The sequence below is a fragment of the Klebsiella pneumoniae complex sp. WS1778 genome, from assembly GCF_049472055.1.
Taxonomy (GTDB): domain Bacteria; phylum Pseudomonadota; class Gammaproteobacteria; order Enterobacterales; family Enterobacteriaceae; genus Klebsiella; species Klebsiella quasipneumoniae.
The window spans coordinates 208,782-227,711 of sequence record NZ_JBKGTJ010000006.1 but is presented as its reverse complement, the minus strand read 5'-3'; the positions used below and the strand labels follow the sequence as shown (position 1 = coordinate 227,711).

General features: G+C 59.9%; 16 protein-coding genes. 10 read left to right on the top strand and 6 right to left on the bottom strand.

Features of this window, described 5'->3' with window-relative positions; genetic code table 11:
- Positions 1 to 227 precede the first annotated feature (227 nt).
- Positions 228 to 1,724: an inorganic phosphate transporter PitA gene (pitA, locus tag ACLEXF_RS22490; protein WP_004204940.1), complete on the top strand. Its 1,497-nt coding sequence runs from the start codon at positions 228 to 230 to the stop codon at positions 1,722 to 1,724.
- 58 nt (positions 1,725 to 1,782) lie between these two features.
- Here the strand turns inward: pitA and uspB are convergent, their stop codons facing one another.
- Positions 1,783 to 2,118, bottom strand: a complete 336-nt coding sequence (gene uspB / locus ACLEXF_RS22485; RefSeq protein ID WP_002921203.1) for a universal stress protein UspB — start codon at positions 2,116 to 2,118, stop codon at positions 1,783 to 1,785.
- Between the two features lie 382 nt (positions 2,119 to 2,500).
- Here uspB and uspA point away from each other — a divergent pair, with 382 nt between their 5' ends.
- Both uspA and dtpB read left to right on the top strand, forming a co-directional pair.
- Positions 2,501 to 2,938, top strand: coding sequence for a universal stress protein UspA (gene uspA / locus ACLEXF_RS22480; RefSeq protein ID WP_004145166.1), 438 nt, complete (start codon positions 2,501 to 2,503; stop codon positions 2,936 to 2,938).
- 255 nt (positions 2,939 to 3,193) lie between these two features.
- Positions 3,194 to 4,666 carry a dipeptide/tripeptide permease DtpB gene (gene dtpB / locus ACLEXF_RS22475; protein ID WP_023319285.1) on the top strand — a complete coding sequence of 491 codons (1,473 nt, stop codon included), beginning with the start codon at positions 3,194 to 3,196 and terminating at the stop codon, positions 4,664 to 4,666.
- Positions 4,667 to 4,811: 145 nt separating this feature from the next.
- Here dtpB and rsmJ read toward each other — a convergent pair whose 3' ends face one another.
- The 3 genes from rsmJ to ACLEXF_RS22460 all read right to left on the bottom strand — a co-directional run bounded on the left by rsmJ (position 4,812) and on the right by ACLEXF_RS22460 (position 9,068).
- The gene (gene rsmJ, locus ACLEXF_RS22470; protein ID WP_004204942.1) at positions 4,812 to 5,564 is read right to left on the bottom strand and encodes a 16S rRNA (guanine(1516)-N(2))-methyltransferase RsmJ; all 753 of its coding nucleotides are present in this window, start codon (positions 5,562 to 5,564) and stop codon (positions 4,812 to 4,814) included.
- Positions 5,565 to 5,571: 7 nt separating this feature from the next.
- On the bottom strand, positions 5,572 to 7,614 hold the full coding sequence (gene prlC / locus ACLEXF_RS22465) for an oligopeptidase A (RefSeq protein ID WP_060656607.1): 2,043 nt from the start codon (positions 7,612 to 7,614) through the stop codon (positions 5,572 to 5,574).
- Positions 7,615 to 7,796: 182 nt separating this feature from the next.
- Positions 7,797 to 9,068 carry an acid phosphatase gene (locus ACLEXF_RS22460; RefSeq protein WP_048295696.1) on the bottom strand — a complete coding sequence of 424 codons (1,272 nt, stop codon included), beginning with the start codon at positions 9,066 to 9,068 and terminating at the stop codon, positions 7,797 to 7,799.
- Positions 9,069 to 9,261: 193 nt separating this feature from the next.
- Between ACLEXF_RS22460 and ACLEXF_RS22455 the strand changes: the two genes are divergently transcribed.
- Both ACLEXF_RS22455 and gorA read left to right on the top strand, forming a co-directional pair.
- Positions 9,262 to 10,104, top strand: a complete 843-nt coding sequence (locus ACLEXF_RS22455; protein ID WP_004204945.1) for a 23S rRNA (adenine(2030)-N(6))-methyltransferase RlmJ — start codon at positions 9,262 to 9,264, stop codon at positions 10,102 to 10,104.
- 72 nt (positions 10,105 to 10,176) lie between these two features.
- Positions 10,177 to 11,529: a glutathione-disulfide reductase gene (gorA, locus tag ACLEXF_RS22450; RefSeq protein ID WP_004204946.1), complete on the top strand. Its 1,353-nt coding sequence runs from the start codon at positions 10,177 to 10,179 to the stop codon at positions 11,527 to 11,529.
- A gap of 53 nt (positions 11,530 to 11,582) precedes the next feature.
- Here the strand turns inward: gorA and ACLEXF_RS22445 are convergent, their stop codons facing one another.
- Entirely contained in the window at positions 11,583 to 12,206 is a 624-nt protein-coding gene (locus ACLEXF_RS22445; RefSeq protein WP_023319290.1) for a glutathione S-transferase family protein, read from the bottom strand.
- Positions 12,207 to 12,332: 126 nt separating this feature from the next.
- Here ACLEXF_RS22445 and ACLEXF_RS22440 point away from each other — a divergent pair, with 126 nt between their 5' ends.
- From ACLEXF_RS22440 to ACLEXF_RS22430, 3 genes are all read left to right on the top strand, one after another.
- Entirely contained in the window at positions 12,333 to 13,481 is a 1,149-nt protein-coding gene (locus ACLEXF_RS22440) for an iron-containing alcohol dehydrogenase (protein ID WP_043522524.1), read from the top strand.
- Positions 13,482 to 13,720: 239 nt separating this feature from the next.
- Complete coding sequence (locus ACLEXF_RS22435; protein ID WP_017899998.1) at positions 13,721 to 15,373, top strand: alpha,alpha-trehalase; 1,653 nt, start codon at positions 13,721 to 13,723, stop codon at positions 15,371 to 15,373.
- A 66-nt stretch (positions 15,374 to 15,439) separates the two neighbouring features.
- The gene (locus tag ACLEXF_RS22430; protein ID WP_048295698.1) at positions 15,440 to 15,973 is read left to right on the top strand and encodes a GNAT family N-acetyltransferase; all 534 of its coding nucleotides are present in this window, start codon (positions 15,440 to 15,442) and stop codon (positions 15,971 to 15,973) included.
- A gap of 34 nt (positions 15,974 to 16,007) precedes the next feature.
- Here the strand turns inward: ACLEXF_RS22430 and ACLEXF_RS22425 are convergent, their stop codons facing one another.
- The gene (locus tag ACLEXF_RS22425) at positions 16,008 to 16,766 is read right to left on the bottom strand and encodes an SDR family NAD(P)-dependent oxidoreductase (RefSeq protein ID WP_004204957.1); all 759 of its coding nucleotides are present in this window, start codon (positions 16,764 to 16,766) and stop codon (positions 16,008 to 16,010) included.
- 119 nt (positions 16,767 to 16,885) lie between these two features.
- Here ACLEXF_RS22425 and ACLEXF_RS22420 point away from each other — a divergent pair, with 119 nt between their 5' ends.
- Positions 16,886 to 17,785, top strand: coding sequence for a LysR family transcriptional regulator (locus ACLEXF_RS22420; protein ID WP_004204959.1), 900 nt, complete (start codon positions 16,886 to 16,888; stop codon positions 17,783 to 17,785).
- Between the two features lie 106 nt (positions 17,786 to 17,891).
- Positions 17,892 to 18,923, top strand: coding sequence for an inner membrane protein YhjD (gene yhjD, locus ACLEXF_RS22415; protein WP_048295699.1), 1,032 nt, complete (start codon positions 17,892 to 17,894; stop codon positions 18,921 to 18,923).
- The last annotated feature ends 7 nt before the right edge of the window (positions 18,924 to 18,930 follow it).

Here is an 18,930-nt window from a genome sequence, read left to right as displayed (position 1 = left end):
CGCATTCCTCGTTCCCCAATTGTCGGGTTTTGTAAATATTTCACTCTGGTCACACCAGCGGGAAAAATCCCGCATTAGATACATCATTGAAAGATATAGGATTACTCCCAACAGGGTAAAACCTAAACAGGAAGAAAATCAAAAAAAGTCTATATTTCACTTTGCCCGCGCCGCTAAAGTCACTGATAATGCGCCGCGTTCATGTCCTCAAAATGGCGTAACGTCCTATGCTACATTTATTTGCCGGTCTGGATTTACATACCGGACTATTATTATTGCTTGCTTTAGCTTTTGTACTGTTTTACGAAGCGATTAACGGTTTCCATGATACCGCAAACGCGGTGGCTACGGTTATCTACACTCGCGCTATGCGCTCACAGCTCGCTGTGGCGATGGCGGCGCTCTTCAACTTCTTCGGCGTTCTGCTGGGCGGTCTCAGCGTAGCCTATGCCATCGTGCATATGCTGCCGACCGATCTGCTGCTTAACATGGGTTCCGCGCATGGCCTCGCCATGGTGTTCTCTATGCTGCTGGCGGCGATCATCTGGAACCTCGGGACCTGGTACTTCGGTCTTCCGGCATCCAGTTCTCATACCCTGATTGGCGCCATCATCGGTATTGGTTTAACCAATGCGCTGATGACAGGCACCTCCGTGGTTGATGCGTTGAATATCCCGAAAGTCATCGGCATTTTTGGTTCGCTTATCATCTCGCCTATCGTTGGTCTGGTGATTGCGGGCGGCCTGATTTTCCTGCTGCGCCGCTACTGGAGCGGCACCAAAAAACGGGCGCGTATCCACCTGACTCCGGCGGAGCGTGAAAAGAAAGACGGCAAGAAAAAGCCGCCGTTCTGGACCCGTATCGCCCTGATCCTGTCCGCTATCGGCGTGTCGTTCTCTCACGGCGCTAACGATGGACAGAAAGGCATTGGTCTGGTGATGCTGGTCCTGATCGGCGTCGCCCCGGCGGGCTTCGTGGTGAATATGAACGCCTCCGGTTACGAAATCACCCGTACCCGCGATGCGGTCAACAATGTGGAAACTTTCTTCCAGCAGCGCCCTGACCTGCTGAAGAAAGCCACCGGCGTTGACCAGCTGGTTCCCTCTCCGGACACCAATACCGCGGCCAACGGCGAGTTTCATTGCCATCCGGCGAACACCATCAACGCCCTTGACCGCGTGAAGACCATGCTGACCGGCGTTGAGAACTACGAGTCGCTAAAACCGGAACAGCGCGGCCAGCTGCGTCGCATCATGCTCTGCATCTCAGACACTACCGACAAAGTGGCGAAACTGCCGGACGTGAGCGCTGACGACCAGCGTCTGCTGAAGAAACTGAAAACCGATATGCTGAGCACCATCGAGTACGCGCCAATCTGGATTATCATGGCGGTCGCGCTGGCGCTGGGTATTGGTACCATGATCGGCTGGCGCCGCGTGGCGACCACCATCGGTGAGAAGATCGGTAAGAAGGGCATGACCTACGCCCAGGGGATGTCGGCGCAGATGACCGCAGCGGTCTCAATCGGTCTGGCGAGCTACACCGGAATGCCAGTTTCCACCACCCACGTGCTCTCCTCCTCGGTAGCGGGGACGATGCTGGTGGATGGCGGTGGTCTGCAGAAAAAGACGGTAACCAGCATTCTGATGGCCTGGGTACTGACCCTGCCGGCAGCGATTATCCTTTCAGGCGTCCTTTACTGGCTCTCCCTGAAGCTGATTTAAGCGTTATTCGTTCAAAACGGGCCAGCTTGCTGGCCCGTTTTTTATTCTGAAAATATCGTTAGTGCCAGATCATCAGCGCAATCAGGCTCACCACCACCAGGCCGCACAGGGCGCTGGTCAGAATAAACTGGCGACGAACACGTTCGCAGCGACGAATAAATTCATCGTCATGATGGTCACGGTAGCGCTGGGCATAAATATACCAGACCAGCCGCATCTGTTTGCTGGGCTGCCCGTGCGAGGTAAAAAAGCCGCCGCCATCGACGTACTGATAGAGCAAGGGATCGCAACCACGTAGCACAACCAATAATGCACGCAACGATGAGAAGTAGCGTGCCATATTCACCACACAAACGACACACAGGGCCCAAAACAGCGCAATAGTGCTGATCATACCTCCTCCCCGGCGACCCGCCCACGGAGAAATCCTCCGCGGCTACCGCTCCCCAAATAACCGACGACAATACCGTAAAGAGTGCGATTCCGATCACATTTATTTTTCCGACCGGCTCATTAAATAGTGTAGGAGATCCATTAATTTTTTTACCACAAGGTTATTCGTTATCAATACGTAAGACGGATAAATTTGTTTAGCTTTTAGGTGAACCCAGTGCATTGACGGAGTGCGGGGGGCGCTATAAGGTAAGAAATATCTTCTACAATGAAGTCCTTAAAGGCTACCCTCCCGCGAATGTAGCACGCAGGACGCGGGCGAAACGGCAGCGCCAGCTGTCAGGTCCAATGGTCATCGACAAACTTATGGAAGGAGTAACACTATGGCTTACAAACATATTCTGATTGCAGTAGACCTGTCCCCGGAGAGTAAAGTACTGGTTGAAAAAGCCGTTTCTATGGCCCGCCCTTATAACGCGAAAGTCTCCCTGATCCACGTGGATGTAAATTACTCCGACCTCTACACCGGGCTGATTGACGTGAACCTCGGCGATATGCAAAAACGCATCTCCGAAGAGACCCATCACGCGCTGACCGAGCTCTCAACCAACGCCGGCTACCCGATCACCGAGACCCTGAGCGGCAGCGGCGACCTCGGTCAGGTGCTGGTCGATGCGATTAAAAAATACGATATGGACCTGGTGGTCTGCGGCCATCATCAGGACTTCTGGAGCAAGCTGATGTCCTCTGCCCGTCAGCTGATCAACACCGTCCATGTCGACATGCTGATCGTCCCGCTGCGCGACGAAGAAGACGAATAACCCTCCCGTTGTGTCATGCCAGACGCCCGCCGCTGCGGGCGTTTTTATTTTCGCTTCTGCCCCGCCAGACAACAGAGATTAACTCCATAAAAAAGCTATTCAATTAGTGTGATCAGCCAGTTATTCACTAAAACATCTATATAATAATCTACTCATTAAGCCAATAACCGCAGCATGGCGAGTTATCAGACATTTTCGGCGCGTTCTGGCATACGCGTTCATACTTTTTGGGAAAGTAATACAAGGCGAAGGAATATGAATACAACTGCACCTACGGGTTTGCTGCAGCAACCTCGTCCGTTCTTCATGATCTTCTTTGTGGAGCTCTGGGAACGTTTTGGCTATTACGGCGTTCAGGGGATCCTGGCGGTCTTCTTTGTTAAACAGTTGGGCTTCTCTCAGGAACAGGCCTTTATCACCTTCGGCGCCTTCGCGGCGCTGGTTTACGGGCTGATCTCGATCGGCGGCTACGTGGGCGACCATCTGCTGGGGACCAAACGTACCCTGGTGCTCGGCGCGATTGTGCTGGCTATCGGCTACTTTATGACCGGGATGTCGCTGCTGAAACCGCAGCTGATCTTTATCGCCCTCGGCACCATCGCCGTCGGCAACGGTTTGTTTAAAGCCAACCCGGCAAGCCTGCTGTCAAAATGCTATCCGCCGAAGGATGCCCGTCTCGACGGGGCGTTCACCCTGTTTTATATGTCGATAAACATCGGTTCGCTGCTGTCGCTGTCGCTGGCGCCGGTGATCGCGGAAAAGTTTGGCTACGCGGTGACCTATAACCTGTGCGGCGCGGGGCTGATTATTGCGCTGCTGGTCTACTTCGCCTGCCGCGGGATGGTGAAAGATATTGGCTCCGAGCCCGATCATCGCCCCCTCAGCCTGCGCAATCTGGCGCTGGTGCTGGCCGGTACGGTGGTAATGATTTTTCTCTGCGCCTGGCTGATGCATAACGTGATGATCGCCAACCTGGTGCTGATTGTCCTGTCGGTCGTGGTCATTGCGTTCTTTTTCCGCGAGGCGTTTCGCCTTGATAAAACCGGGCGCAACAAAATGTTCGTCGCCTTTATCCTGATGATCGAGGCGGTGCTGTTTTACATTCTCTACGCCCAGATGCCGACCTCGCTGAACTTCTTCGCCATCAACAACGTCCATCATCAGATCCTGGGTTTTACCATCAACCCGGTCAGCTTCCAGGCGCTGAACCCCTTCTGGGTGGTGGTAGCCAGCCCGGTGCTGGCGGCGATTTACACCCATCTCGGTCATAAGGGTAAAGACCTGACCATGCCGGTGAAATTTACCCTCGGGATGTTCCTCTGCGCGCTGGGCTTCCTGACCGCCGCGGCCGCCGGGATGTGGTTCGCCGACGCCCAGGGATTAACCTCGCCGTGGTTTATTGTGCTGGTTTATCTGTTCCAGAGCCTGGGCGAGCTGCTGATCAGCGCCCTGGGGCTGGCGATGGTCGCCGCGCTGGTGCCGCAGCATCTGATGGGCTTTATTCTGGGGATGTGGTTCCTGACCCAGGCCGCCGCGTTCCTGCTCGGCGGCTATGTGGCGACCTTCACCGCGGTGCCGGAAAATATCACCGACCCGCTGCAGACGCTGCCGGTTTACACCAGCGTGTTCAGTAAAATTGGCCTGGTGACCCTGGGGGTCACGGTGGTGATGGCGCTGATGGTGCCTTGGCTGAACCGGATGATTAATACCCCGGCCAGCGCCGAGTAACCGTTTAAGATGGCCGACCCGCACTGGCGCCGTTTGTTTAAATATTACGGTTCCCGGCTTGCGCTACGCTGAGCCGGGCTACAATGAGGTAGCCCGGATAAGGCGCGTTGCGCCGCTATCCGGGAGATACCACCACGGGGTAATATTACTCCGGCGTGCCGGCGTAAATATCAAACCGATGCCCTTTGGTCACCACCGCGTTCGGCGTGGCGACTTCCGCCAGCGGCGGCGCGTAATCCGGGCGCTTTACCACCACCCGTTTGGTCGCCAGCTGGCGCGCCGGGGCCAGCAGGCCATCGGCGTCTAAATCAGGCCCCACCAGCGACTGAAAAACGCGCATCTCTTTCTTCACCAGCGCGCTTTTCTGCTTATGCGGGAACATCGGGTCGAGGTAGACCACCTGCGGACGCGGGGTGATATCGGTCAGCGCCGTCAGGCTGGAGGCGTGGATCAGCTGCAGCCGCTCCTGCAGCCAGCCGCCGATTTCCGCATCGGCATAGCCGCGGGCCAGACCATCGTCGAGCAGCGCGGCGACCACCGGATTGCGCTCCAGCATCCGCACGCGACAGCCGACCGACGCCAGCACAAAGGCATCGCGCCCCAGGCCGGCGGTGGCGTCAACCACATCCGGCAGATAATCGCCTTTAATGCCCACCGCTTTGGCTACCGCTTCACCGCGGCCGCCGCCAAACTTGCGCCGGTGGGCCATCGCCCCGCCGACGAAATCGACGAAGATACCGCCAAGCTTAGGCTCATCGCGCTTACGCAGCTCCAGATGCTCAGCGGTCAACACCAGCGCCATCAGGTTATCGTCATCCTGCTCCAGCCCCCAGCGGGCGGCTAAAACAGATAAGGCGCCGTCTCCGGCGCCCGTTTCATCAATTAAGCAGATCTTCACGTAGCAATCAGCCTTTGATCCCGTAATGCTCAAGCATCGCGTCCAGCTGCGGCTCGCGCCCGCGGAAGCGTTTGAACAGCACCATCGGCTCTTCGGAACCGCCGCGGCTCAGGATGTTATCGAGGAACGACTGACCGGTTTCGCGGTTGAAAATCCCCTCTTCTTCGAAGCGTGAGAAAGCGTCTGCCGCCAGCACGTCGGCCCACAGATAGCTGTAGTAACCCGCCGCGTAACCGCCGGCGAAGATATGGCTGAAGGCGTGCGGGAAGCGGCCCCAGGTTGGGCCCGGCACCACGGCGACCTGCTTTTTAATCTCCGCCAGGGTCTCAAGGATTTTCGCCCCCTGCTCCGGCTTGTACTCCGCGTGCAGGCGGAAATCGAACAGGCCGAACTCCAGCTGGCGCAGAATAAACATCGCCGCCTGGTAGTTTTTCGCCGCCAGCATTTTCTCCAGCAGCGCCTGCGGCAGCGGTTCACCGGTTTCATAATGACCGGAGATAAAGGCCAGCGCTTCCGGCTCCCAGCACCAGTTTTCCATAAACTGGCTCGGCAGCTCGACCGCGTCCCACGGCACCCCGCTGATGCCGGAAACCCCGGCGGTATCGATGCGGGTCAGCATATGATGCAGACCGTGGCCGAACTCGTGGAACAGGGTGATCACTTCGTCGTGGGTGAACAGCGCCGGTTTGCCGTTGACCGGACGGTTGAAGTTACAGGTCAGGTAGGCGACCGGCTTCTGCAGGGAGCCATCCAGCTTACGCATCTGGCCGACGCAGTCGTCCATCCACGCCCCGCCGCGCTTGTGCTCGCGGGCATACAGGTCGAGATAGAAGCTGCCGCGCAGCTCGTTGTGTTCGTCATACAGCTCGAAGAAGCGCACTTCCGGATGCCACACATCGACATCGGTACGCTCTTTGGCGGTAATGCCGTAAATGCGCTTCACCACTTCGAACAGACCGTTAACGGCTTTGTTTTCAGGGAAATAGGGGCGCAGCTGCTCATCGCTGATGCTGTAGAGATGCTGTTTCTGTTTTTCGCTGTAGTAAGCGATGTCCCACGGCTGCAGCTCTTCGACGCCGAACTCGGTTTTAGCGAAAGCGCGCAGCTGGGCCAGCTCTTTTTCGCCCTGTGGACGGGCGCGTTTTGCCAGGTCGGTGAGGAAGTCGAGCACCTGCTGCGGATCCTCCGCCATTTTGGTGGCGAGGGATTTAAAGGCGTAGCTGTCAAAGCCCAGCAGCTGCGCCAGCTCGTGGCGCAGAGCGAGGATCTCCGCCATCACCGGGCTGTTATCCCATTTCCCGGCGTTCGGCCCCTGATCGGAGGCGCGGGTGGAATAGGCGCGGTACATCTCTTCGCGCAGCGCCTGATTGTCGCAGTAGGTCATCACCGGCAGGTAGCTCGGGATATCCAGCGTCAGCAGATACCCTTCCTGCTCTTTGGCCTGGGCCTGCGCCTGAGCGGCGGCCAGCGCGCTTTCCGGCATACCGGCCAGATCGGCGACGTCGGTCACCAGCTTGTTCCAGCCCATGGTGGCGTCAAGAACGTTGTTGCTGTACTGGTTGCCCAGCTCAGAGAGGCGCGCGGCGATTTCACCGTAGCGTTTCTGTGCCTCCGGCGGCAGGCCAATACCGGATAATTCGAAATCGCGCAGCGCGTTATCAACCGCTTTTTTCTGCGCGGTATTCAGCGTGGCGTAGTTATCGCCATCGCGCAGGTCGCGGTAGGCTTTATACAGGCCTTCATGCTGGCCGACCCAGGTGCTGTACTCGGAGAGCAGCGGCAGCGTCTGTTCGTAGGCCTCGCGCAGTTCCGGGCTGTTTTTTACCGAATTGAGATGGCTGACAGGCGAGAAGATGCGTCCCAGCACATCGTCCACTTCCGCCAGCGGCTGGCAAAGATTTTCCCAGCTATACGGCGCGCCGTGCGCCACCGCGCTTTCCACTGCGGCCCGGCAATCCTCCAGCGCTTTGGTGACCGCGGGGACCACGTGCTCTGGTTTGATCGCAGAAAAAGGCGGCAGGGAAAAAGGCGTCAGTAATGGATTGGTCATATGCGCTGTCCTGTTGAAAAGGGTGAGTGAAGCGCGCGTCCGGCGCTTATGCATGAGATCTAGAATGGGGGATAGTTGGGGGAATTTCAATGACGGGCGGTGCGTCAGCCTGGGTATTGCTGCGATAAGTCCGCCCGTTGCCGGAAAAACGCGGCACGCGGTGCAGCGTGCCGGAAACCGCATTAATGCCCTTTTTGCGCCATTTCCCAGGCCGCCGACAGATTCAGCCGCTGCCAGAACTGCTGCTCGGGGGTGGCGCCGGACAGCGGGTAGCCCGCCGGCAGCGCGGTATTGACCATCAGCGCCCGGCGCTGGGCCGCAGACAGCTGCGGCAGGGCAGCCTCCAGCAGCACTTCCGCCCCCTCCGGCACCTGCAGGCGCGGCTGCGGCCCCGTCTGCCGCGGCAGGTCGTAGGTCATGGTGAAACGAGTGAAATCACGCATCGCCGGATCGCGCCAGGGATCGTCTTTCACGCTGCTCTTCGCGCACTCGGCAAGCGATGTGCCGCAGGCTTTCGCCAGCGCGGCGCGCAGCTGATCGCGGGCTTCGTTAAATAATACCCGGTAGCGCGGATCGTTAAGATAATGGGCCACGTTGCGCTCGGCCACCATCCGCGAGCCGATCACATCCAGGGGATAGTGGACACCCAGCACGATGCGCGAATAGCCATAGCGTGCGCCGCGCGCCACCAGCGCGTCGTAGCGCTCCGGGATCATCGCCGCCAGCAGCAGCGCATCAGTATAGCCAGTGTTGGTGTGACCGCTGGGGAACGAGCCGCCGTCGGCGGTATAGGGCTGGTTATCCTTCACCACCACGTCGTCCGGCACCAGGTGAATGGTGTTGCCCTGCACCAGAAACGGCCGCGGATTGTTGTAGTGCTTTTTCGCCTCGCCGGTGCTGACCTCCGAGGCTTTGATCAGCGCCGCCGCTTTCCCCAGCGCGCCCTGGTCATAGGCGGTCAGAAACGCGTTGCCCAGCCGCGGCCCCAGCGCGTCGCTGAGGAAGTAGAGGTAGCTAATCCCTTCCGCATCGGCCAGCGCCTGACGGCGGGTGGTCTGTACGGCGTCGCGGTTAATGGCGGTCACCATCGCCAGATTCTGCTGCACGACGGTCTCCGGCAGGCTGCTGAACGCCGACAGCAGCGCAATGCCCGCCTGCTGATTGGCCCGGGTCTGGAAGTCATAGCCGCTGGCCTTCAGCCAGGCGGTATCGGCTTGGGTTTTGTTTTGTTTCGCGTGCGCCAGCCGATCGCGTGTCAGCGCGGCGGCATCCCCCTGCAGAGCGTGGCGCAGCTGCGCCAGCGCCTGTTGCTCAAGATCGTCATACGCCTGGCTGGAGGCAGCCGGCGTCACGCTATTGGCGAGGGCCGCCGCCCTGTTCAGCGGGATGTCTTTAGCCAGAACCGGTTGCGCCAGCAGCAGCGCCACGGCCAGCAGCGAGAGTTGATTTTTCATTATTTTTCCTTTTATTCAAACAATTACCTTGCCTGTATCCGACGCTAGCGCGGCCGTTTGACGCTTTTATGACAGCGTTATGTTTTGCAACGCTTTTGGCAGTAATGAAACAGCGCGGCGGCGCAGCGGTAATCTCGGCCGATCTGCGGTAAACTATCGGTTAACTTGTTTATTTCCCGGAATCTCTGCATCCATGCTCAGTTATCGCCACAGCTTTCACGCAGGCAACCACGCCGACGTCCTCAAACACACCGTTCAGAGCCTGATCATCGAAGCGCTGAAAGAGAAAGAAAAACCGTTTCTCTACCTGGACACCCACGCCGGCGCGGGCCGCTATCAGCTGAGCGGCGAGCACGCCGAGCGTACCGGCGAGTATCTCGAAGGCATCGCCCGGATCTGGCAGCAGGACGACCTGCCGGCAGAGCTTGAGCCCTATATTTCGGTGGTCGAACACTTCAACCGTAACGGCCAGCTGCGCTACTACCCGGGCTCCCCGCTGATCGCCCGCCAGCTGCTCCGCGAGCAGGACAGCCTGCAGATGACCGAGCTGCACCCGAGCGACTTCCCGCTGCTGCGCGCCGAGTTCCAGAAAGACAGCCGCGCGCGCGTCGATAAAGCCGATGGCTACCAGCAGCTGAAAGCTAAGCTGCCGCCGGTCTCGCGCCGCGGTCTGATTCTGATCGACCCGCCGTACGAAATTAAAACCGACTATCAGGCGGTGGTGACCGGGATTAACGAAGGCTATAAACGCTTCGCCACCGGCACCTACGCGCTGTGGTATCCGGTGGTGCTGCGCGCGCAAATAAAACGCATGATCAAAGATTTAGAAGCCACAGGTATCCGCAAAATTCTGCAAATCGAGCTGGCGGTGCGTCCGGACAGCGACCAGCGCGGCATGACCGCCTCCGGGATGATCGTCATCAACCCGCCGTGGAAGCTGGAGCAGCAGATGAACAATGTGCTGCCGTGGCTACACAGCAAGCTGGTGCCGGCCGGTACCGGTCACACGACCGTCAGCTGGATCGTGCCGGAGTAATCGCAACCATCGGTGGAACCTTTTACGCCTCGCGCTACAATCGCGGCAATCAACGATTAAGGACATATGGGCATGAGCAAACATTATGATTACCTCGCCATCGGCGGCGGTAGCGGCGGTATCGCCTCGATTAACCGTGCGGCCATGTACGGCCAGAAGTGCGCGCTGATTGAAGCCAAAGCGCTGGGCGGCACCTGCGTCAACGTCGGCTGCGTGCCGAAAAAAGTGATGTGGCATGCGGCGCAGATCCGCGAAGCGATTCATCTTTACGGCCCGGACTACGGTTTCGATACCACCATCAACCATTTCGACTGGGAGAAGCTGGTCGCCAGCCGCAGCGCCTATATCGACCGCATTCATACCTCCTACGACAACGTGCTGGGTAAGAATAACGTCGACGTGATCAAAGGGTTTGCGCGCTTTGTCGATGCCCACACCGTGGAAGTGAACGGCGAGACCATTACCGCCGATCATATCCTGATCGCCACCGGCGGCCGTCCGAGCCACCCGAACATTCCGGGCGTGGAATACGGTATTGATTCCGACGGTTTCTTCGAACTGCCGGCGCTGCCGAAGCGCGTGGCGGTGGTCGGCGCGGGCTACATCGCCGTTGAACTGGCGGGGGTGATTAACGGCCTCGGCGCTGAGACCCACCTGTTCGTGCGTAAGCACGCGCCGCTGCGCAGCTTCGATCCGCTGATCGTCGACACGCTGGTGGAAGTGATGAACGCCGAAGGTCCGCAGCTGCATACCAACGCCATCCCGAAAGCGGTGGTGAAGCATGCCGACGGTAGCCTGACCCTTGAGCTGGAAGATGGCCGCAGCCAGACCGTTGACTGCCTGATCTGGGCGATTGGCCGCGAACCGGCGACCGATAACTTCAACCTGGCGGCTACCGGCGTGAAAACCGACGATAAAGGCTACATCATCGTCGATAAGTTCCAGAACACCAGCGTGCCGGGCATCTACGCCGTGGGCGATAACACTGGCGCCGTCGAACTGACCCCGGTGGCCGTGGCCGCAGGCCGTCGCCTCTCCGAACGCTTGTTTAACAACAAGCCGGAAGAGCATCTGGACTACAACAATATTCCGACCGTGGTCTTCAGCCACCCGCCTATCGGCACCGTCGGCTTAACCGAGCCGCAGGCGCGCGAGCAGTATGGCGACGACGCGGTGAAGGTCTACAAATCCTCCTTCACCGCGATGTACACCGCCGTCACCTCGCACCGCCAGCCGTGCCGCATGAAGCTGGTGTGCGTTGGCCCAGAAGAGAAGATTGTCGGCATCCACGGCATCGGCTTCGGAATGGATGAGATGCTGCAGGGCTTTGCGGTGGCGTTGAAGATGGGCGCTACCAAAAAAGACTTCGACAATACCGTCGCTATTCACCCGACGGCGGCAGAAGAGTTCGTCACCATGCGCTAACACGCGAGCGCCGGATGATAAAAAGAAGCCCTGAGGGGCTTCTTTTTTTATGCTCAGGCCACGCCGTTATTGCCATGGCGCATAAACGCCGGGCGCTGATTGAGCGCCATATACCAGCGCTCCACGGCCGGCATTTCCGGATGCGCAAAGGGCGTCATCTTCCAGCGATGCACCGACAGCCCCAGCACGATATCGGCCAGGGTGAAGCGCTCGCCGGCTATCCACGCCCCGGTACGCTGCAACTGCGCCTCGACAATGCGCACACAGTGGGTCCAGGTGGCAATGCTCTCTTTAATCGCCGCCGGATCCTGAAAGCGAGGATCTTTACGCACCAGCCCCATAAAGGCATGGCGCCAGGCATTATTGAACTCGGTCGCCTGCCAGTCCATCCAGTGCTCCACCTCGGCGGCGGGCTGCGGCTCAGCGGGCAGCAAATCCCAGCGCTCCGCTTTCCGCGCCAGATAGCGGCAGATGCTGTTCGACTCCCAGAGCACAAAGTCATCGTCCAGCAGCACCGGCACCAGGCTGTTAGGATTCAGGCGCTGAAATTCAGGGGTGTCCAGGGGCTTAAACCCGCTGCCGTAATCCTCCTGCTGGTACGCCAGCCCGATCTCCTCGCAGGTCCACAGCACTTTCCGTACATTGATTGAAGAGCGTTTGCCCAGAATTGTTAGCATCGTCAGCGATTCCTCAGCCATAAAAGACAGTTCATTCACTCTACTCTATTGCCAGCCAGCAACAAGGCAGAGCGCTGGATAATGTGTATAGTTGATTCCAGCCTGTTTGCCGAAAAGGAACCCGACATGTTGACCCCTTTTACCGTTTTGATGCCCGCCAATATTCGTTTTGGCCGCGGTCAGGCCCAGAGCGCCGCCCCCTGGCTGGCGCAGCAGGGTGGTCCCATTCTGCTGGTGCATGGTGCCAGCCCGCAGCGGGCGGCGTTTCTCCGCCAGCAGCTGGAGGCGCTGCAGCTTGCGGTCACGACGCTGGCGATAAGTCGCGAACCCTGGCTTAGCGATATTGAGCAGGGCGTCCAGCTGGCGCGCGAGAAAGGGATCAGGGCGGTGGTCAGCCTCGGCGGCGGCGCGGTGATTGACGCCGGTAAGGCGATTGCGGCGCTGGCGCCCGCCACCGGCCCGGTGATCGACTATCTGGAGGTGGTGGGAACGGGCCGTCAGCTGGAAGCCAGTCCCCTGCCGTTCGTGGCGATCCCCACCACCGCCGGGACGGGCGCGGAGGTTACCAAAAATGCGGTGATCAACGTTCCGGAACAGCAGCGGAAGGTGAGCCTGCGCGACGACCGGATGCTGCCTGACCTGGCGATTGTCGACCCGGCGCTAACCGACAACGCGCCGCGGAGTATCACCCTGAGCTCCGGCCTTGACGCCCTGACCCAGGTGATAGAGCCGTGGCTCTGCAGCCGGGCCACCCCTTTCACCGACGCCCTCTGTCAACAGGCGATCCCGCGGGGTATCCGCGCGCTGAAGGTTCTGATGGAAAAAGAGTGCCCGGCCAGCCGCGACGAGATGGCCTGGGTCAGCCTGTGCGGCGGACTGGCGCTGGCCAACGCCGGGCTGGGGGTGATCCACGGCCTCGCCGGCCCGCTGGGCGGCCTGAGCCGCGCCTCGCATGGTGCCCTGTGCGGCAGCCTGCTGCCGTTTGGGCTGGCGCTGAATGAGTCGCAGATAAACGACCCCGCCCTGCGCCAGCGCTTCAACGACGTTCGCCGCTGGCTGGCCGACGGGCTGGAGGTTCCGGCGGATCGGGTCTGGGACAGTCTGCGGGAATGGAGCCTTCACGCCGGTCTCGGCACCCTGCGCGACCTCGGCGTGGCGCGCGACGCGCTGGAGCCGGCGGCGCTGGCCGCCAGCACCTCCTCATCCATGAAGGCCAATCCGGTCAGCCTGAGCAGCGAACAGCTGCTGGAGATGCTGGAGGCGGCGTGGGAGTGAGCGCCCCGGGATAAAATTTTGTTGCATAATGAATGCTCCGAATTTTATCTTCGCCCAAGCGCGGACTTATTAATGATTTATCAAGGCGTTACTTAAAAATCACGGCGTCCCCTTCAGGCGGAAAAGCGTGATCTAACGCACAGTTTGCTTCACACTCACCGAAGCGACTGTCTACGCTTAAAAGACAAGGCCGGGTACGCCCGGCCGCGAACTCACGCTATCCGGAGGTCCGTATCGCTATGTTCAGCCAGAAATTACGCCACGTTGAAGACGACGAGTTAAGGATCGACATCGATCCCTGCTACGAAGCCGATCCGTACGAATTAAAGCTGGATGAGATGATTGACGCTGAACCGGAGCCTGAGGTGATCGAGGGGCTTCCGGCGTCTGACGCCCTCACCCCGGCGGATCGCTATCTTGAGCTGTTTACCAACGTGCAGAAATCACGCATTTTTGCCGACAGCAAAACGTTTCCCGACTGCGCGCCGAAGCACGACCCGCTGGACATCCTGCGGAACTACCGGAAGGTCAAACGTCAGCCCGATTTCGATCTACGGCAGTTCGTTGAGGACAACTTCTGGCTGCCGGAGAGCCAGACCGACGTTTACACCTCCGACCCCAACCTGACGCTGAAAGAGCACATCGATAAGCTGTGGCCGGTGCTGACCCGCGAGCCTCAGGATCATATCCCCTGGTCGTCGCTGCTGGCGCTGCCGCAGGCCTATATCGTCCCCGGCGGCCGCTTTAGCGAAACCTATTACTGGGACTCTTATTTCACCATGCTGGGGCTGGCGGAGAGCGGCCGGGAAGATCTGCTAAAATGCATGGCCGATAACTTCGCCTGGCTGATTGAAACCTACGGTCACATTCCGAACGGCAACCGCACCTACTACCTCAGCCGCTCGCAGCCACCGGTGTTCGCCCTGATGGTCGAACTTTTTGAAGAGGACGGCGTGCGCGGCGCGAAGCGCTATCTGGATCATCTGAAGATGGAGCACGCCTTCTGGATGGACGGCGCCGAGTCGCTGATCCCGCATCAGGCGTATCGGCACGTGGTGCGCATGCCGGATGGCTCCTTGCTCAATCGCTACTGGGACGATCGGGACACGCCGCGGGATGAATCGTGGCGCGAGGACGTGGAGACCGCCCGCCACTCGGGACGGCCGGCTAATGAAGTCTACCGCGATCTGCGGGCGGGCGCCGCGTCCGGCTGGGACTACTCCAGCCGCTGGCTGCGGGATATCACGCGGCTGGCCAGTATCCGTACCACGCAGTTTATCCCCATCGACCTGAACGCCTTCCTGTTCAAGCTGGAGACGACCATCGCCAACCTCTCCGGGCTGAAGGGCGATCGCGAGACGGAAGCAGCCTTCCGCCAGAAGGCTCAGGATCGGCGGGCGGCGGTTAACCGCTACCTGTGGGACGATGAGAACGGCTGTTTTCGCGATTATGACTGGCGCCGCGAACAGCTGGCGCTGTTTTCCGCCGCCAGCATTGTCACCCTTTACGTCGGCCTGGCGACCCACGAACAGGCGGAACGCCTTGCCGATGCGGTGCGGGCCCGCCTGCTCACCCCCGGAGGGATCATGGCCACCGAATACGAAAGCGGCGAGCAGTGGGATAAACCCAACGGCTGGGCGCCGCTGCAGTGGATGGCGGTGCAGGGATTTAAACGCTACGGTCAGGATCCGTTGGGAGATGAGATCGCCTGGAGCTGGCTGCAGACGGTCAACCACTTCTACAAGCAGCACCACAAGCTGATTGAGAAATACCACATCGCCACCGGCGTGCCGCATGAGGGCGGCGGCGGGGAGTATCCCCTGCAGGATGGCTTCGGCTGGACCAACGGCGTGGTGCGCCGGCTGATTGGCCTGTACGGTGAGCCAACCTAGTCGGGCTGTTCCCGGCGGCCTTCTCCTGCTATGTTCAGGGGATTCGCCCTGCCCGGAATGACGCTTATGCCTGAACTTCTGACGCCGCGCCTGCGCTGCTCACCGCTGCAGCTGGACGACTGGTCGTTTTTTCTTTCCCTGCAGCAGGATCCGCAGGTCATGCTCTATGTGGCCGACCCCCGGCCGCAGGCGGCCATCCGCGAGGCGTTCGATTCGCGGCTGCCGCCGTGGACGCCCGGGGATGCACACTGGCTGTGCCTGGTGGTGCGCGACAGGCTGACCCATACCCCGCTCGGCCTCACCGGTTACCTACATCATCAGCGCGACATAGCCGAGGTCGGCTTTCTCTTCGCCCCGGCGGCGCAGGGCCGGGGCTACGGCTACGAATCGCTGCGCGCGCTGTGTGACTACGCCTTCACCACCGGCGGCGTCCGCCGCCTGACCGCCACCGTCACCGCCGGCAACGAGGCGTCTAAGCAGTTACTGCTCAAAGCCGGGTTCCGGCTGGAGGGGGTGCTGCGGGAGAACTACTGGCTCAACGGACGCTGGCACAACGACTGGCTGTTCGGTCGGCTGCGCGCGGAGGGCGATGCGCCCTAGCGCGCCGCCGCTCACGGTCTGACGACAGCGGGGTTCAGAGGAACATCCCTCCCGAGACTTCCACACGCTGCGCGTTCATCCACGCCAGCTCATCGCTGAGCAGGGCGGCGATGGCGTCGCCGATATCATCCGGTAGCCCGACGCGCCCCAGCGCGGTCTGGGCGGCGATATGCCGATTCACCTCGGCGTTATCACGCACCTCCCCGCCGCCAAAATCGGTCTCAATGGCCCCCGGCGCGATGATGTTCACCGATATCCCCCGTCCACCCAGCTCTTTCGCCTGATAGCGGGTCAGGACCTCCATCGCCCCCTTCATCGCGGCGTAGGCCGCATAGCCCGGCAGGGCAAAGCGCGCCAGGCCGCTGGAGACATTCAGGATCCGCCCCCCGTCCTGCAGGAGGGGCAGCAGCCGCTGGGTCAGAAAAAACGGCCCTTTGAACTGGATGTTCATCAGCTCGTCAAACTGCGCTTCACTGGTCTCGGCGAAGGGGACGTTGAGGCCGATCCCAGCGTTGTTCAGTAAATAATCAAAGGTAGTGCGTCCCCACTTCTGCGCCAGCACCTGCGCCACCTCGCTGGCAAAGACGTCGAATGTTGAGGAATCGCCGACGTTCAGCGCCAATGCTGCCGCCTTGACCCCTTTTTGCTCAATCTCCGCCACCACATCCAGAGCCGCCTGGCGGTTGCTGTGATAGGTCAGAAGAATGTCGGTTCCCTTCGCCGCCAGCTTCAACGCGGCGTTTTTACCCAGGCCACGGCTGCCGCCGGTCACTAAAGCGATACGTTGTGTCATCAGAAGACCCCTTTCAGGTTGCGTTGTGATTGTGTCCTAGCTTATTAACTGCCAGTAAAACAATAAATACGCTACATTACGTTTTACTGTTTCATTCACAACAACAATAGGCCATGAGCATGGATAAAATTCATGCAATGCAGTTATTCATTCGCGTAGCGGATCTGGAGAGCTTCTCCCGCGCCGCCGAGACCCTGGCGCTGCCGAAAGGCAGCGTCTCGCGGCAGATTCAGGCCCTGGAAAGCCATCTTGGCGTGCGGCTCCTGCACCGTACCACCCGTCGGGTTCAACTCACCCAGGATGGGATGGTCTACTACGAGCGGGCAAAGGATCTGCTGAGCAACCTCGACGAACTGGACGGGATGTTCCAGCACGATCCGGCGAGCATCAGCGGCCGGCTGCGGGTGGATATGCCGGTCGGTTTTGCCAAAAAGCTGGTGATCCCGCATCTGCCGACTTTTTTGCAGCAGTATCCGGGCATCGAACTGGAGCTGAGCAGCAGCGACCGGCTGGTGGACGTGATCCGCGAGGGGTTTGACTGCGTGGTGCGCGTCGGCGCGCTCAAAGACTCCGGGCTTATCGCCCGCCCGCTGGGCAAGCTGACGCAAATTAACTGCGCCAGCCCGGACTACCTGGCCCGTTTTGGCTACCCGCAATCCCTGGAGGATCTGGCGGATCATGCCCTGATCCACTACGCCAGCACTCTCGGGGTCCGTCCTTCCGGCTTCGAGGTGGTGATCGACGGCGCCGTGCGCTGGGTAAAAAGCGGCGGCATATTGACGGTCAACAGCACGGAAACCTATCAGGCGGCCTGTATCGCCGGGCTGGGAATTATTCAGGTGCCGCGCACCGGCGTGCGCGAGGCGTTACGCGCCGGCGAACTGATCGAGATCCTGCCCCAGTACCGCGCTGAGCCGCTGCCGGTCTCGCTTATCTACCCGCACCGGCGCAATCTCTCCCGCCGCGTGCATCTGTTTATGGAGTGGCTGGGCGGGCTGATGAAAGATTACGTCGATTGATCCGCGCGGAGGGTGAACGGGGGGCGGGCAGATGCGTTCCTGCAGGATACGGCATTTAAGGTATACTTTTTGCTGAATCTCGCGGTAAAAAAGGAAGAAATTACGTATGACGCCGGAAAACGACGATCGACGCCCACCACAGGAACCGGACACGCAGCCGGAGAAAAGCAAAAGCCCCCTCGACGCCCTCAATGACACGGCCGTCGGCCAAAAAGCCAGCCAGGCGCTGAAGACCGTCACCGGAACGGCGGCTAAAGTGCAGCGCAACCCGGTGATCGCCCACCTGCTACGCGCCGCAGAGCGCTTCAACGACCGGCTGGGAAATCAGTTCGGCGCGGCCATCACCTATTTCTCGTTCCTGTCGATGATCCCGATCCTGATGGTCTCATTTGCCGCCGCCGGCTTCGTTCTGGCCTGGCATCCGACCCTGCTGCAGGACATTTTCGACAAAATTCTGCAAAACGTCAGCGACCCGACGCTGGCGGCGACGCTGAAAAACACCATCAACACCGCGGTGCAGCAGCGCACCACCGTCGGTGTGGTCGGCCTGCTGGTGGCGCTCTATTCCGGTATTAACTGGATGGGCAACCTGCGCGAAGCGATCCGCGCTCAGTCACGCGACGTCTGGGAGCGCCGGCCGCAGGACGAGGAGAAAATCTGGATAAAATACTTCCGCGATCTTATCTCGCTGATCGGTCTGCTGGTGGCGCTGATTATTACGCTGTCGATCACCTCTGTCGCCGGTTCCGCCCAGCAGTTGATTATCTCCGCGCTGTATCTGGACAATATTGAATGGCTGAAACCCGCCTGGCGGCTGATCGGTCTCGCCATCTCTATTTTTGCCAACTATCTGCTCTTTTTCTGGATCTTCTGGCGGCTGCCGCGCCATCGTCCGCGGCGCAAGGCCCTGTTTCGCGGCACGCTTATCGCGGCGATTGGCTTTGAAATCATCAAAATCGTCATGACCTGGACGCTGCCGGCGCTGGTGAAATCCCCCTCCGGGGCGGCGTTCGGATCGGTGCTCGGGCTGATGGCCTTTTTCTATTTCTTTGCCCGCCTGACGCTGTTCTGCGCCGCGTGGATCGCCACCGCGGAGTATAAAGACGACCGACGGATGCCGGGCAAAACCCACCGCTGACGTATTG

What these genes read in the sequence shown, in the direction of transcription:
- pitA (WP_004204940.1), top strand. Translation starts at nt 228, where the DNA reads ATGCTACATTTATTTGCCGGTCTGGATTTACATACCGGACTATTATTA.
- uspB (WP_002921203.1), bottom strand. Translation starts at nt 2,118, where the DNA reads ATGATCAGCACTATTGCGCTGTTTTGGGCCCTGTGTGTCGTTTGTGTG.
- uspA (WP_004145166.1), top strand. Translation starts at nt 2,501, where the DNA reads ATGGCTTACAAACATATTCTGATTGCAGTAGACCTGTCCCCGGAGAGT.
- dtpB (WP_023319285.1), top strand. Translation starts at nt 3,194, where the DNA reads ATGAATACAACTGCACCTACGGGTTTGCTGCAGCAACCTCGTCCGTTC.
- prlC (WP_060656607.1), bottom strand. Translation starts at nt 7,614, where the DNA reads ATGACCAATCCATTACTGACGCCTTTTTCCCTGCCGCCTTTTTCTGCG.
- ACLEXF_RS22460 (WP_048295696.1), bottom strand. Translation starts at nt 9,068, where the DNA reads ATGAAAAATCAACTCTCGCTGCTGGCCGTGGCGCTGCTGCTGGCGCAA.
- ACLEXF_RS22455 (WP_004204945.1), top strand. Translation starts at nt 9,262, where the DNA reads ATGCTCAGTTATCGCCACAGCTTTCACGCAGGCAACCACGCCGACGTC.
- gorA (WP_004204946.1), top strand. Translation starts at nt 10,177, where the DNA reads ATGAGCAAACATTATGATTACCTCGCCATCGGCGGCGGTAGCGGCGGT.
- ACLEXF_RS22445 (WP_023319290.1), bottom strand. Translation starts at nt 12,206, where the DNA reads ATGCTAACAATTCTGGGCAAACGCTCTTCAATCAATGTACGGAAAGTG.
- ACLEXF_RS22440 (WP_043522524.1), top strand. Translation starts at nt 12,333, where the DNA reads ATGTTGACCCCTTTTACCGTTTTGATGCCCGCCAATATTCGTTTTGGC.
- ACLEXF_RS22435 (WP_017899998.1), top strand. Translation starts at nt 13,721, where the DNA reads ATGTTCAGCCAGAAATTACGCCACGTTGAAGACGACGAGTTAAGGATC.
- ACLEXF_RS22430 (WP_048295698.1), top strand. Translation starts at nt 15,440, where the DNA reads ATGCCTGAACTTCTGACGCCGCGCCTGCGCTGCTCACCGCTGCAGCTG.
- ACLEXF_RS22425 (WP_004204957.1), bottom strand. Translation starts at nt 16,766, where the DNA reads ATGACACAACGTATCGCTTTAGTGACCGGCGGCAGCCGTGGCCTGGGT.
- ACLEXF_RS22420 (WP_004204959.1), top strand. Translation starts at nt 16,886, where the DNA reads ATGGATAAAATTCATGCAATGCAGTTATTCATTCGCGTAGCGGATCTG.
- yhjD (WP_048295699.1), top strand. Translation starts at nt 17,892, where the DNA reads ATGACGCCGGAAAACGACGATCGACGCCCACCACAGGAACCGGACACG.